Consider the following 15,670-nt stretch of genomic DNA (forward strand, 5'->3'; position numbering starts at 1 on the left):
GCAGCGGGAACGGGGTACGTGTCATGGCGAACGACGAGAAGCTGCTCGACCACCTCAAGTGGATGACCGCCGAGCTGCGACGCAGCAAGCGACGGCTCGAAGAGGTGGAGACGGCGGCCGGCGAGCCCGTCGCGATCGTCGCGATGACCTGCCGCTACCCGGGCCGGGTCAGCACGCCCGAGCAGCTCTGGGAGCTGGTCGCCGCCGGCGGGGACGCGATCGGTGACTTTCCGGACGACCGTGGGTGGGACGTCGACGGGCTCTACGACCCCGACCCGGACGCCAAGGGCAAGAGCTACGCCCGCGAGGGTGGGTTCCTCGCCGAGGCGGCCGACTTCGACCCGGCGCTGTTCGGTATCTCGCCGCGCGAGGCCCTGGCCATGGACCCGCAGCAGCGCCTGCTGTTGGAGACCGCCTGGGAGGCGTTCGAGCGGGCCGGTATCCCCAGCGACAGCGTGCGGGGCAGCCGGACCGGCGTGTTCGTCGGGATCAGCGGCCGCGACTACGACACCCTGCTGCAGCGGCACACCCAGGACGGCATCGAGGGCTACCGGCTGACCGGCAGCGCGGCCAGCGTGCTCTCCGGGCGGATCGCGTACCAGTTCGGCCTGGAGGGTCCGGCGGTCACCATCGACACCGCCTGCTCGGCCTCACTGGTCGCGCTGCATCTGGCGGTCCAGTCCCTGCGGCAGCAGGAGTGCTCCCTGGCCCTCGCCGGTGGCGCCACAGTGCTCGCCACCCCGGAGGCGTTCGTCGAGTTCAGCCGTCAGCGTGGCCTCGCCCCGGACGGCCGCTGCAAGCCGTTCGCCGCCGCGGCCGACGGCACCGGCTGGTCCGAGGGCGCCGCACTGCTCCTGCTGGAGCGTCTCTCCGACGCCCGCCGCAACGGCCACCCGGTGCTCGCCGTCATCCGGGGCACCGCGGTCAACCAGGACGGCGCCTCCAACGGTCTCACCGCCCCCAACGGGCCCGCGCAGCAGCGCGTCATCCGGGCCGCGCTCGCCAACGCCCGACTCACCGCGGCCGACGTCGACCTGGTGGAGGCACACGGCACCGGCACCCGGCTCGGCGACCCGATCGAGGCGCAGGCGTTGCTCGCCACGTACGGCCAGAGCCGTCCGGACGGCGAACCGCTCTGGCTCGGCTCGCTCAAGTCCAACCTCGGCCACACCCAGGCCGCTGCCGGTGTCGGTGGCGTGATGAAGACGGTGCTCGCCCTGCGGGCCGGCGTCATGCCGCGCACCCTGCACGTCGACGAGCCCACCCCGCACGTGGACTGGACGGCCGGCAACGTCCAACTGCTCACCGCCGAGCGCCAGTGGGCGCCGGGGGAGCGACCACGTCGTGCGGCGGTCTCCGCGTTCGGCATCAGCGGCACCAACGCCCACGCGATCATCGAGGAGGCCCCGGCGGCGGACGCCCCGACGACGCCACCACCGGCCGGCACCGACCCGGTCTGGGTGCTCAGCGGCCACACCCCGGAGGCGCTGCGGGCCCAGGCCGCCCGTCTGAGCGCCTTCGCGGCCACCGCCACGGCGACCCACGCCGACATCGCCTACTCGCTCGCCGCGACCCGCTCACCGCTGCCGGTCCGGGCCGTGGTCACCGGCACCGACCTGCCGGGTGCCCTGGCGGCCCTGGCCGACGGCGTCGCCACCGCCGGGGCCGTCACCGGCTCGGTCCAGGACGGCCGCACCGCGTTCCTGTTCTCCGGTCAGGGCTCCCAGCGCCACGGTATGGGCCTTGAGCTCGCCGCGCGCTTCCCGGCGTACGCGCAGGCACTCGACCTGGTCTGCGCGGAACTGGACCCGCACCTCGACCGTCCGCTGCGCGAGGTGATCGCCGACGGGGTCGACCTGGAACAGACCGCCTACACGCAGGCCGCCCTGTTCGCGGTGGAGGTCGCCCTGTTCCGGCTGGTCGAGTCGTTCGGGGTCACACCGGACTACCTGGTGGGGCACTCGATCGGTGAGCTCGCCGCCGCGCACGTCGCCGGCGTGCTGTCCCTCGCCGACGCCGCGACGCTGGTGGCGGCGCGGGGCCGACTGATGCAGGCGCTGCCGGCCGGCGGGGTGATGGTGGCGGTCCGGGCGACCGAGGCCGAGGTGCTGCCGCTGGTGACCGAGGGCGTGGACATCGCCGCGGTCAACGGTCCCCGGTCGGTGGTGCTGTCCGGTGCCCCCGACGCGGTGGCGGCGGTCGTCGCCCACTTCGAGAAGTCCAAGCCGCTGACTGTCAGTCACGCGTTCCATTCGGCGCTGATGGAGCCGATGCTGGCCGAGTTCGCGCAGGTGGCGACCACCCTGACCTACCACGCCCCGGTCATCCCGGTGGTCTCCAACCTCACCGGGCAGCTCGCCGGCACGCAGGACGCCGACTACTGGGTCCGGCACGTACGCGACGCGGTCCGGTTCGCCGACGGCATCGCCTGGCTGCGGGGCCGCGGCGTCACCCGGTTCCTGGAGATCGGCCCGGACGGCGTCCTCACCGCGATGGCACGGGAGAGCGACGACACCGAAGCCGCCTACCTGCCCCTGCTGCGCCGGGGCCGCCCCGAGGTGACCTCCCTGATCACCGGGCTGGCCGAGGCGTACGTGCGGGGCGCCGCGGTGGACTGGACCGTGCTGGCCACCGGCGGCAGCCGTGTCGACCTGCCCACGTACGCGTTCCAGCAGCAGCGGTACTGGCCCGCCACCGGCGTCGCGTCGGCCGGGGACACCCGGGGCCTCGGCCTCACCGGTGTCGACCACCCGCTGCTCGGCGCCTCCGTCTCCCTGGCCGGCGCCGACGAACACCTCTTCACCGGCCACTGGTCCGCCGCCGGGCACCCGTGGCTCGCCGACCACCAGGTCGCCGGGGACCTCGTCGTCCCCGGCACCGCCCAGCTCGAGGCGGTCCTCGCGGCCGGCGCGGAGATCGGCTGCGAGACGGTCGAGGACCTGGTCCTCGCCACCCCGCTCGTACTGCCGCCCACTGGCGTGCAGGTGCAGGTCCGGATCGGCGCCCCGGACGCCGACGGCCGCCGCAGCGTCAGCGTGCACAGCGGTGACGGCGAGACGTGGACCGTGCACGCCTCCGGCACCCTCGCCGTCACCGGCAGCGCGGCGCCCGCCCCGGCCGAGTGGCCGCCGCCGGGCGCCGAACCCGTCGACCTCACCGACCTCTATCCCGCGCTGGTCGAACGCGGTCTGGCCTACGGGCCCGCGTTCCGTGGCCTGGAAGCCGTCTGGCGCGGCCCGCTGGGGGACACGTTCGCCGAGGTACGCGCCCCCGAGAGCATCGACTCCACAGGTTTCGGGCTGCACCCAGCGCTCCTCGACGCCGCCCTGCACGCCCTCGGCTGCACGGGCACCGGCGACGAACCGGCCGCCGTCCCGTTCGCCTGGAACGGCGTCACCCTGCACGCGGTCGGCGCCGACACGATCAGGGTCCGGCTGCGCGGCACCGGGACCGTCGCCCTGGACGTCTGGGACACCACGGGGCAGCCGGTCGCCACTGTCGGTTCCCTGGTGCTCCGCCCGTACGCCCCGCCCACCCCGAAGGCACTCCCGGTTGCCGAGGCCCTGCACCGCGTCGCGTGGGCCCCGATCGTCGCCTCGCCGCCCGCCGCTGGAACGGCCACCGTCCCGGCGCAGGTCTGGCGCCCGGAGACCGCCGGTGACGATCCGGTGGCCACGGTGCACACCGCGACCGCCGCCGCGCTCGACCTGCTCCAGCGGTTCCTGCGCGACACCACCGACGCGGGCAGCCGCCTCGCCGTGGTCACCTCCGGTGCGGTGGCGACCTCGCCCGACGAGGACGTACCCGACCTGGCCGGGGCGGCGGTCTGGGGTCTGGTCCGGACCGCCCAGACGGAGAACCCGGACCGCTTCGTCCTGGTCGACCTGGACGGCCACGACGACGACACGTCGCTCGCCGCCGCGCTCGCCACCGGGGAACCGCAGATCGCCGCCCGCAACGGCGCCCTGTTCGCCCCCCGCCTGGCCCGCGCCGCGACCGGCCCCGCCCTGATCCCGCCGGCCGGCGTCCCCTGGCGCCTCGACGTCCCGGTGAAGGGCACCCTGGACAACCTCGCCCTGGTCCCGTGCCCCGAGGTCGACGAACCGCTCGGCCCGGGCCAGGTCCGGATCGCTGTCCGCGCCACCGGCCTCAACTTCCGCGATGTCCTGATCGCCCTGGACATGTACCCCGACGTCGCCCAGCTCGGCAGCGAGGGCGCCGGTGTCGTCACCGCCATCGGCCCCGGCGTCGACGGGGTGCGGGTCGGCGACGCGGTGATGGGCATGTTCTACGGCGCGTTCGGCCCGGTGACCGTCACCGACCACCGGCTGATCACGCCAATCCCGGCGGGCTGGACGTTCGAGCAGGCCGCCGCCGTGCCGATCGTCTTCCTCACCGCCTACTACGCCCTGGTCGACCTGACCGGCCTGCGTGCCGGGGAGTCGCTGCTGGTGCACGCCGCCACCGGTGGCGTCGGCATGGCCGCCGTGCAGCTGGCCCACCATCTCGGCGCCACCGTCTACGGCACGGCCAGCCCCGCGAAGTGGGACACGCTGCGCGGTCTGGGTGTTGCCGGCGACCGGATCGCCTCGTCCCGGACCACCGGGTTCGAGGAGAGGTTCCGCGCCGCGACCGGCGACCACGGGGTCGACGTGGTGCTCAACTCGCTCACCGGCGAACACGTCGACGCCTCGCTGCGGCTGCTGGCCGCTGGCGGTCGGTTCGCCGAGATGGGCAAGAACGACGTCCGCGACCCCGCCGCGATCACGGCGGCGTACGGCATCAGCTATCAGGCCTTCGACACGATCGAGGCCGGACCGGACCGGATCCAGCAGATGTTGCGCGCCCTGGTCGATCTCTTCGAGGCCGGAGCACTGCGACCGCTGCCGGTGACCACCTGGGACGTCCGCTCGGCCGGCGCTGCGTTCCGGCACGTCAGCCAGGCCGCCCACGTCGGCAAGGTGGTCCTCACCGTCCCGCCCGCCCTGGACCCGGATGGTGTCGTCCTGCTCACCGGCGGCACCGGCGCGATCGGCGCGGCCGTCGCCCGGCACCTGGTCACCACCCATGGCGCCCGGCACCTGGTGCTGGCGGGCCGTCGTGGCCCGGACGCGCCCGGCGCCGCCGACCTCGCCGACGAACTGCGCGGCCTGGGCGCGAGCGTGACAGTGGCCGCCTGTGACGTCGCCGACCGCAGCGCCGCCGCGGCCCTGGTCGCGGCCAGCACCGCCGACCGGCCGCTGACCGCTGTCGTCCACCTGGCCGGTGTCCTCGACGACGGCGTGCTCGACGCGATGACACCCGACCGGCTGGCCGGCGTGCTGCGCCCCAAGGCCGACGCCGCCTGGCACCTGCACGACCTCACCAGGGATCAGCCACTCGCCGCGTTCGTGCTCTTCTCGTCGCTGTCCGGGCTGCTCGGCGCTGCGGGCCAGGCCAACTACGCGGCCGCGAACGCGTTCCTGGACGGGCTCGCCGCGCACCGGCGCGCCCAGGGCCAGCCGGCGATCTCGCTCGCCTGGGGTCCCTGGACCGCCACGACCAGCATGGCCGGGCGGCTCGACGACACCGACACGCGGCGGATGGACCGCACCGGTGTGCTCGGCTTCAGCACCGCCGAGGGACTGGCGTTGCTCGACGCGGCGCTCGGCATCGACGAGTCGTTGAGCGTGCCGGTGCGGCTGGCCCGCACGGTCGCGGCCGGCACCACCCCACCGCCGCTGCTCCGCGGTCTGGTCCGCGGCGCCACCCGCCCGGCTGGCACCGCCGGACCGGCCGACGCGGCGACCGCGCTGCGCCGTCGCCTGGCCGCCGCCCCCGCCGAGGTCGAACGGATCCTCCTGGAGATCGTCGTGGCGGACGTCGCGGCGGTCCTCGGGCACGACCCGTCCGGCATCGTCGCTGGTCGTGCCTTCAAGGAGCTCGGGTTCGACTCGCTGACCGCCGTCGAACTCCGCAACCGGCTCGGCGCGGCGACCGGGCTCCGGCTGTCCGCGACCCTCGCCTTCGACCATCCGAGCCCGCTGGCGCTCGTCGCCCGCCTGCGCGACGAACTGCTCGGCGGCGCGATCCCGGAGGCACCGCAACCGTCTGCCGAGGTCGCCGGGGACGACGACGACCCGATCGCGATCGTCGCGATGGCCTGCCGCTACCCGGGTGGCATCAGCAATCCGGAGGAGTTGTGGCGGCTGGTCGCCGACGGCGCCGAGGGCATCACCGCCGTCCCGACGGACCGTGGGTGGCGGGCCGACCTCTTCGACACCGGACGGGACGGCGGCTCGGCCACCGACCGTGGGGGCTTCCTGCACGACGCCGCCGACTTCGACGCGGACTTCTTCGGCATCTCGCCCCGCGAGGCCCTGGCGATGGACCCCCAGCAGCGGCTGCTGCTGGAATCCACCTGGGAGGCTCTGGAACGCGCCGGCATCGACCCGGAGACGGTCCGCGGCGAGCCGGTCGGCGTGTTCGTCGGCGCATCGGCCCAGGGGTACGACACCCTGCTCCAGGGCCGCGACGCCAGCGCCGGCTACCTGCTCACCGGCACCGCCGCCAGCGTCATCTCCGGCCGGCTCGCGTACACGTTCGGCTTCGAGGGCCCGGCCGTCACTGTGGACACGGCCTGCTCGGCGTCGCTGGTCGCGCTGCACCTGGCGATCCGGGCGATCCGCAACGGCGAGTGTGCGATGGCCGTCGCCGGCGGCGCCGTGGTGATGGCCACGCCCACCATGTTCCTGGAGTTCTCCCGACAGGGCGGGCTCGCCGCCGACGGGCGCTGCAAGGCGTTCGGGGCGGGCGCCGACGGCACCGGCTGGTCCGAGGGCGTCGGTGTGCTGCTGGTCGAGCGGCTGTCCACAGCGGTCCGGCGCGGTCACCCGGTGCTCGCGCTGGTCCGTGGCACGGCCGTCAACCAGGACGGCGCGTCCAACGGTCTGACCGCCCCGAACGGGCCCGCCCAGCAGCGGGTGATCCGGGCCGCGCTGGCCGACGCCGGTCTGTCCACCGCCGACGTCGACGTGGTGGAGGCCCACGGCACCGGAACGGTGCTGGGTGACCCGATCGAGGCGCAGGCGCTGCTCGCCACGTACGGCCAGGGCCGCGCCGCCGACCGGCCGTTGTGGCTCGGCTCGATCAAGTCGAACCTGGGTCACGCGCAGGCCGCCGCCGGGGTCGGCGGCATCATCAAGATGGTCATGGCGATGCGGGCCGGCCTGATGCCCCGCACCCTGCACGCGGACGAGCCGACCACCCACGTCGATTGGTCGTCGGGTTCGGTCGCCCTGCTCGCCGAGGCCCGCGAGTGGACGGGTGACGGGCGTCCTCGCCGGTCGGCGGTCTCCTCGTTCGGTGTCTCCGGCACCAACGCGCACGTCATCCTCGAAGCCGCACCCGACCCGGACCCGGTCCGGGGCAGCGAGCGGGCGGACGCCGCTGACGACGTACCGCTGGTGCTCACCGCCCGCAGCCCGCAGGCGCTGACCGCGCAGGCCGCCCGGCTGCTGACCGACGGTGACCGAGATCTGGCCGACGTCGCGCACACCCTCGCCGGCCGGGCCCGCCTCCCGCACCGGGCGGTGGCGTTCGGCCGTGCCGCGCTGGAAGCCCTCGCCGCCGGTCAGGCGGCCCCCGCCCTGGTCACCGGCACATCGGTGCCCGGCCGGACGGCGTTCGTGTTCTCGGGCCAGGGGTCACAGCGGCCCGGAATGGGTCTGGAGTTGGCGTCGTCGTTCCCGGTGTTCGCGGAGGCGTTCGACGCGGCGTGCGCGGAGTTGGACGTCCACCTCGACCGGCCGTTGCGCGAGGTGATCGCCGAGGGCGATGACCTGGATCAGACCGTCTACACGCAGACGGCGCTGTTCGCGGTCGAGGTGGCGTTGTTCCGCCTCGTTGAGTCGTTCGGTGTCACCCCGGACTACCTGGTGGGGCACTCGATCGGTGAGATCGCGGCCGCGCACGTGTCCGGGGTGCTGTCCCTGTCGGATGCGGCGAAGCTGGTCGCCGCCCGGGGTCGGCTGATGCAGGCCCTGCCGTCCGGTGGGGTGATGGTCGCGGTGCGGGCCACCGAGGCGGAGGTGCTGCCGCTGCTGACCGACGGGGTGTCGGTCGCGGCGGTGAACGGTCCGCGCTCGGTGGTGTTGTCCGGTGTGGCCGATGAGGTCGCCGCGGTGGCGGCGAACTTCGAGAAGTCGAAGCGGTTGCGGGTCAGTCACGCGTTCCACTCGGTGTTGATGGAGCCGATGCTGGCCGAGTTCGCCCAGGTAGCGGCAAAGTTGACCTACGCCGAACCCCGGATCCCGGTGGTGTCGAACCTGACCGGGCAGATCGCCGGGATACAGGACGCGGCGTACTGGGTGCGGCACGTGCGGGAAGCGGTCCGGTTCGCCGACGGCATCGCCACCCTGGAAGCCGCAGGCGTCAGCACGTTCGTGGAGATCGGCCCCGACGGGGTCCTGTCCGCGATGGGCGCGGACTGCGTCAGCGACGCGGTGTTCGTACCCGTGCAACGCTCTGACCGCGACCAACCGACCACGCTGCTCACCGCCCTGGCCCACGTCTTCGTGCGCGGCGTCGCGGTCGACTGGACGCCGTGCTACCCCGGTGGACGCCTCATCGACCTGCCCACCTACGCCTTCCAGCGCCGCCGCTACTGGCCGGCCGCCGCCGTCGGCGAAACCGGCACCGGCGGGCACCCGCTGCTCGGCGCGATGGTCCCGCTGGCCGGCAGCGACGACGAGCGGGTGCACACCGGCCACTGGACCACCGGTTCGGTGCCCTGGCTGGCCGACCACCGCATCGCCGGATCGGTCGTCGTGCCCGGCACCGCGCTGCTCGAACTGGTCCTCGCCGCCGGCACCGAGGCCGGCTGCGAGCACGTCGACGACCTCGTCCTCTCCGCTCCCGTGGTGGCCGGCGAACGCGGCGTGCAGCTCCAGGTCCGGGTCGGCCCGGCGGACGACGCCGGCCGCCGCCCGGTCGCGGTGCACGCCACCACCGACGGCGTACGGTGGGCGGCGCACGCCACCGGTACGGTCAGCCCTGCCACCCTGTCGGCCCCGGCGGCCGGCGAGTGGCCTCCGCGCGGCGCGACCCCGCTCGACGTCGGCGACCTCTACGCCGACCTGGCCGACCGAGGCCTCGACTACGGTCCCGTCTTCCGTGGGCTACGCGCGGCGTGGCGTGCCTCCGACGGCAGCCTGCACGCCGACCTGGCCCTCGACGGTGACGCCGACGGATATGCGGCGCATCCGGCGCTGCTGGACGCCGCACTGCACGTCCTCGGCCTGACCGGTGACGCCGGCCGGGACGCCAAGGTGCCGTTCTCGTGGACCGGCGTCACCCGGCACGGTCAGACCGGCAGCGCGGCCCGGGCCCGACTGACAGTGACCGCGACGGACACCGTCCGGATCGAGCTGGCCGACGACCTCGGCCGGCCCACTGTCACAGTGGAATCCCTGCTGCTCCGGCCGTACGCCCCGCCCTCGGTGCTGCACACGCTGACGTGGTCGCCGATCCCGGTGCCCGTGGGGTCGACCACGCACGACCTGACCGTGCTGCGCGTCCCGCAGGTCCCGGGCGACCAGGCCGCCGCCGCGCACACCCTGGCCGTGCAGGTGCTCGCCGCCGCGCAGGCCGTCCTCGCGCAGGACGACACTCGTCTGCTCGTCCTCACCACCGGCGCGGTGGCGGCGACCCCGGACGACGCCGTCCCGAACCCGGCCGGCGCCGCGGTCTGGGGCCTGATCCGCAGCGCCCAGTCCGAGCACCCGGGCCGCTTCCTGCTGGCCGACACCGAACCCGGCGACGACCTGGACGACGCCCGGCTGGCGGCCATCACCGCAGCCGGAGAGGATCAGGTCGCGGTACGCGGGGGTGCTGTCCTCGTACCTCGGCTCGTTCCTCACCGCGCGACAGGCGACGGCCCGGCCTTCGGCACCGGAACCGTCCTGGTCACGGGTGCCCTGGGCGCCCTCGGCGGGATCGTCACCCGACACCTGGTGACCCGGCACGGCAGCACCGACCTGATCCTGCTCGGCCGCCGTGGCATCGACACCCCCGGTGCCGCCGAGCTGGTCGCCGACCTGACGGCGCTCGGCGCCACCGCGACCGTGGTCGCCGCCGACGCGGCCGACCGGGACGCCCTCGCGGCCGTCCTCGCCGGAGCACCCGACCTGACCGCTGTCGTGCACGTCGCCGGGGTCCTCGACGACGGTACGGTCGACGGTCTCACCCCGGACCGCGTCGCCGCCGTCCTGCGCCCCAAGGTCGACGCCGCCTGGCACCTGCACGACCTCACCCGCGACCGGAACCTCTCCGCGTTCGTGCTGTTCTCCTCCGCGGCCGGGGTCTTCGGCGGGCCGGGGCAGGGCAACTACGCGGCGGCCAACGCCTTCCTCGACGCTCTCGCGGCGCACCGCCGCTCCGCCGGACTGGCCGCCACCTCACTCGCGTGGGGACCATGGGCGGACGGCATGGCGGCCGGTCTCGCCCCGGCCGAACTGGACCGGATGGCCCGCTCCGGTGTGCTGCCACTGTCCACCGACGTGGCGCTTACCGCGCTCGACCAGGCCTGCGCCGACAACCAGGCGCTTCTCGTACCGGTCCGGCTCGACCCGTCGGCGACCCCGTCGCACGTTCCCGGCGTGCTGCGCGGCATGATCCGCGCGATCCCCCGGCAGCGCGCGGGCCGCGCGTCCGGCGACGAGGCCCTGGTGCGCCGGCTCGCCGGTCTGGCGCCGGCGGCGCGCCGGGACCAACTGCTTGATCTGGTACGCACCCACGTGGCCGGAGTGCTCGGCCACGGCTCCGGGCGGGCCGTCGTCGCCGACCGCCCGTTCAGCGAGTTCGGCTTCGACTCCCTCGCCGCCGTCGAGCTGCGCAACGGGTTGAACTCCGCGACCGGGTTGCGACTGGCCGCCACCCTGGTCTTCGACTACCCGACCCCAGTGGCCCTGGCCGAGCACCTGAACACCGCGCTCGGCGGCTCCGACGAGAGCCCCACCGCCGGTGTGACCAGGGCGGCCACCGCCGACGAGCCGATCGCCATCGTCGGCATGGCCTGCCGCTACCCGGGCGGTGTGACCACGCCGGAGGACCTGTGGCGGCTGGTCGACGCCGGCGGTGACGCGATCGGGGAGTTCCCCCCTGACCGGGGCTGGGATGTAGGGGTGTTGTTCGATCCCGATCCTGACAATCCTGGGACCACGTACACCAAGGAGGGCGGTTTCCTCTACGACGCGGGCGACTTCGACGCGGGATTCTTCGGGATCTCGCCACGGGAGGCTCTCGCCATGGATCCGCAGCAGCGGCTGCTGTTGGAAACCTCCTGGGAGGCGTTCGAGCGGGCCGGGATCGACCCGGCGGTCGTACGGGGAGCGCAGGTGGGTGTGTTCGCTGGGGTGATGTACCACGACTACGTCAGCCGTCTCGGGGCGGCTGACGGAGTCGAGGGTCTGCTGGGCGTCGGCAACGCCGGCAGTGTCGTCTCCGGCCGGGTGGCGTACACCTTCGGCCTGGAGGGCCCGGCGGTCACAGTGGACACCGCGTGCTCGTCCTCCCTCGTCGCCCTGCACCTCGCCGTACGGGCGTTGCGCAACGGCGAGTGCGCCATGGCGCTCGCCGGCGGTGTGACAGTGATGGCCACCCCGGGTACGTTCGTCGACTTCTCCCGGCAGCGGGGCCTGGCGCCGGACGGTCGGTGCAAGTCCTTCTCCGACGACGCCGACGGGACCGGCTGGGCCGAGGGCGCGGGCGTGCTGCTGGTGGAACGGCTCTCCGACGCGGTGCGCAACGGTCACCGCGTGCTCGCCGTGGTGCGGGGGACCGCTGTCAACCAGGACGGCGCGTCGAACGGGCTGACCGCCCCGAACGGGCCGTCGCAGCAACGCGTCATCCGGGCCGCCCTCGCGGACGCCGGCCTGAGCACCGCCGACGTCGACGCGGTCGAGGCGCACGGCACCGGCACCCGGCTGGGTGACCCGATCGAGGCGCAGGCACTGCTGGCCACCTACGGTCAGGACCGGCCCACCGACGAGCCGCTGTGGTTGGGCTCGATCAAGTCGAACATCGGTCACACCCAGGCCGCCGCGGGTGTCGCCGGCATCATCAAGATGATCGAGGCGATGCGGCACGACACCATGCCGCGGACCGTCCACGTCGAGCGGCCCACCGGGCACGTCGATTGGTCGGCGGGTGCGGTGCAGCTGCTCGTGGACGCGCGGCCGTGGCCGGCGGGGCAGCGCCCGCGCCGGGCCGGGGTGTCGTCGTTCGGGGTCTCCGGCACCAACGCTCACGTGATCATCGAGGAGCCGCCGGCCGCACCTGTGGTCGAGTCGGTGGTGACCGAGTCGGGTGTGCCGTGGTTGTTGTCCGGGCGCAGCCCGAAGGCGGTCGCTGGTCAGGCGCAGCGGCTCGTCGAGTGGGGTGGCGCTGCCGGAGAGGTGGCGTACTCGCTGGCGGTGTCGCGGGCGGCGTTCGACCACCGCGCGGTCGTGCTCGGTCCGGACCACAGCAGTGGCCTCGCGGCCCTGGCCGACGGGCTGCCGTCCAGCACGGTGATCTCCGGTGCGGCGCGTACGGCCGGTGTGGTGTTCGTGTTCCCGGGTCAGGGTTCGCAGTGGGTCGGCATGGCCACTGAGTTGTTGGATGCGGAGCCGGTGTTCGCGGCGCGGATCGCGGAGTGCGCGGCGGCGTTGGATCCGTTCGTGGACTGGAATCTGTTGGAGGTGTTGCGCTCGGACGATCCGTTGGAGCGGGTGGATGTGGTGCAGCCGGTCCTGTGGGCGGTGCACGTGTCCCTCGCCGAGGTGTGGCGGGCCAGGGGTGTGACCCCGGACGCGGTGATCGGCCATTCGCAGGGTGAGATCGCTGCGGCGTGTGTGGCTGGGGTGCTGTCGCTCAGTGACGCGGCCAAGGTCGTCGCGTTGCGTAGCCAAGCGCTGCTCGCGCTGTCGGGCACTGGTGGGATGGTGTCGGTCAACGCCGGCCTGGACGTGGTCACACCCCTGTTGACCGACGGGGTCAGTGTTGCGGTGGTCAACGGCCCGACCAGCGTCGCCGTGGCCGGTGCCGATCTGGATGCGTTCCTGGCGGCCGCCGAGGCGGCCGGCGTGCGGGCCAGGCGGGTGAAGGTCGACTACGCCTCGCACTGCGCTCTGGTCGAGCCCGTGGAGGCGGAGCTGGCCCGTCTGCTCGACGGGGTGCAACCGCAGCCCGGTGCGGTGCCCGTGTTCTCCACGGTCGAGGACGGCGGCGTGATGGACGCCGACTACTGGTATCGCAATCTGCGTCAGCCGGTGCGCCTGGACCTGGCGGTCGAAGCGGCATACGCGGCCGGGCACCGGATCTTCATCGAGGTCAGCGCGCACCCGGTGCTCACCGGCGCGATCGCCGACACCGCCGACGTGGCCACGGTAGGCACGTTGCGTCGCGGTGAGGGCGGCCCCGGGCAACTGGTCCGGTCGCTGGCCGAGGCATGGGTCTGCGGCGCACCCGTCGACTGGACCACCGTCATCCCGGCGACCCGGACCGTCGACCTGCCCACCTACCCCTTCCAGCACCAGCGTTTCTGGCCGGTCGGCGATGCGCCAGTTCCGGTCGTGGACCCGATGGACAGCGAGTTCTGGCAGGCCGTGGAGAACGGCGACCTCACCCCACTCGGCATCACCGACGACGGCACCGACCTGCTGCCCGCCCTGACCGCCTGGCGGCGTACCCGCAAGGAACGCGGCACCACCGACACCTGGCGCTACACCGTCGGCTGGACCGCGCTGCCCGAGCCGACCGACGCGTTGCTCACCGGCACCTGGCTGTTGCTCACCACCCCCATCGCGCGGATGGAGACCGAGTTCGCCACCGCCGCGATCGAGCAGGCCGGCGGCACCGCCGTCATCGTCGAGGTCGACCCAGCGACGACCGACCGGGCCACCCTGACCGCACAACTGAGCGCGGCGACCGGCCCGGAACCCGCCATCTCGGGTGTGCTCTCCCTGCTGGCGGTCGCCCCGGACACCGACGGCGCCGTCCCGCCCTGCCTGACCGCGACCGTGCTGCTGATCCAGGCCCTGGCCGACGCCGGGATCCCCGGACGGCTCCGGATCGTCACCCGCGGCGCGGTCACCGTCACCGCCACCGACGAGCCGCCACTGACCGGGCCCGCCCAGGTCTGGGCCACCGGCCGGGTGTTCGGCCTGGAGCAGCCGGACCGCTGGGGCGCGCTGATCGACCTGCCGGCCCGGCTCGACAACGCCGCGCTCACCCGCTTCCAGGCCGCCGTCGCCGGCATCGACGATGAGGACCAGATCGCGGTACGCGACAACGGCGTCCACGCCCGACGCCTGCGCCCCGCCCCCCTCAGCGGTCCGGCACCGACGACCGGTTGGACGCCGACCGGCACCACACTGATCACTGGTGGCACCGGCGCGATCGGCGCACACGTGGCCCGCTGGCTGGCCGGACGCGGCGCCGAACACCTGGTGCTCACCAGCCGCCGAGGCCCCGACGCCCCCGGCGCAGACGACCTGCGCACCGAGTTGGAACACCTCGGCGCCCGCGTGACCATCGCCGCCTGCGACACGGCCGACCGCGACGGGCTCAGCGGCGTGCTTGACGGCATCGACAACCTCACCGCCGTCTTCCACGCCGCCGGTGTCGCCCGCTCGGCGTCGCTCGCCGACACCGGCCTGGACGAGTTCGCCGACGTGGTCGACGGCAAGGCGGCAGGCGCCGCGCTGCTCGACGACCTCGTCGGAGACGTGAGCGCGTTCGTCCTGTTCTCCTCCAACTCCGGTGTCTGGGGCGGTGGCGGGCAGGGCGCGTACGCGGCGGCCAACGCGTACCTCGACGCCCTCGCGGCCCGTCGCCGGGCCCGCGGCCTGCGTGCCACCTCGATCGCCTGGGGGGTGTGGGACGGCGGCGGCATGTCCGACGCCGCGATCGTCGAGCAGTTGCGCCGACGCGGCCTCGCCGCGATGGCACCCGACCTGGCCATCGCCGCCATGGCCAGGACCCTGGACCACGACGAGACCTTCGTCGCCATCGCCGACGTCGACTGGCAGCGGTTCGCGCCCGCCTACGAGTCGGCCCGACCCCGGCCGCTGCTGCACGAACTGCCGCAGGTGCGCCGGATCCGTGAGGCCGACCAGGCCGCCATCAGCGGCCAGGGGGCGTCCGCGCTCCACACCCGACTGCGCGACCTGTCCCGCGGCGAGCGGCACCGGGCCCTGCTCCAGACGGTACGGGCGGAGGCCGCCGCCGTCCTCGGCCACCCGTCGGCCGAGTTCGTCGAGCCGGAGCGGGCGTTCCGGGAGCTGGGCTTCGACTCGGCGACCGCCATCGAGATGCGCAACCGGCTCAACGCGAGCACCGGCCTGCGGCTCAGCACCACCCTCATCTTCGACTACCCCAACGCCCTGGTCCTCGCCGAGCACCTGCACGACGAGCTGTTCGGGCCGGACGAGCTCGACGACGACGCCCGCATCCGGCAGGCGCTCGCCGAGATCTCCCCGGCCCGGCTGCGGGCCGCCGGGTTGCTGGACGCCCTGCTGCGCCTCGCCGACGGCACCGGTGACGACGCCGAACCAACCGCCGGGGAGCCCGACGGCACCGACCTCGACGGACTGGATGAGGACGACCTCATCCGGCTGGCACTCGATTCCTCTCGCTGAACCACCGACGT

The 15,670-nt window shown here is 74.1% G+C and carries 1 protein-coding gene; it reads left to right on the forward strand.

All coding sequences use genetic code 11. From position 1 onward, the window contains the following. Positions 1-23 precede the first annotated feature (23 nt). On the forward strand, positions 24-15,659 hold the full coding sequence (locus KBX46_RS32515; protein ID WP_247667463.1) for a type I polyketide synthase: 15,636 nt from the start codon (positions 24-26) through the stop codon (positions 15,657-15,659). The last annotated feature ends 11 nt before the right edge of the window (positions 15,660-15,670 follow it).

The organism is Micromonospora sp. C81 (assembly GCF_018070425.1).
GTDB classification, from domain to species: domain Bacteria; phylum Actinomycetota; class Actinomycetes; order Mycobacteriales; family Micromonosporaceae; genus Micromonospora; species Micromonospora zamorensis.

Coding starts and splice junctions, on each gene's coding strand:
- KBX46_RS32515 (WP_247667463.1), top strand. CDS start 24: ATGGCGAACGACGAGAAGCTGCTCGACCACCTCAAGTGGATGACCGCC.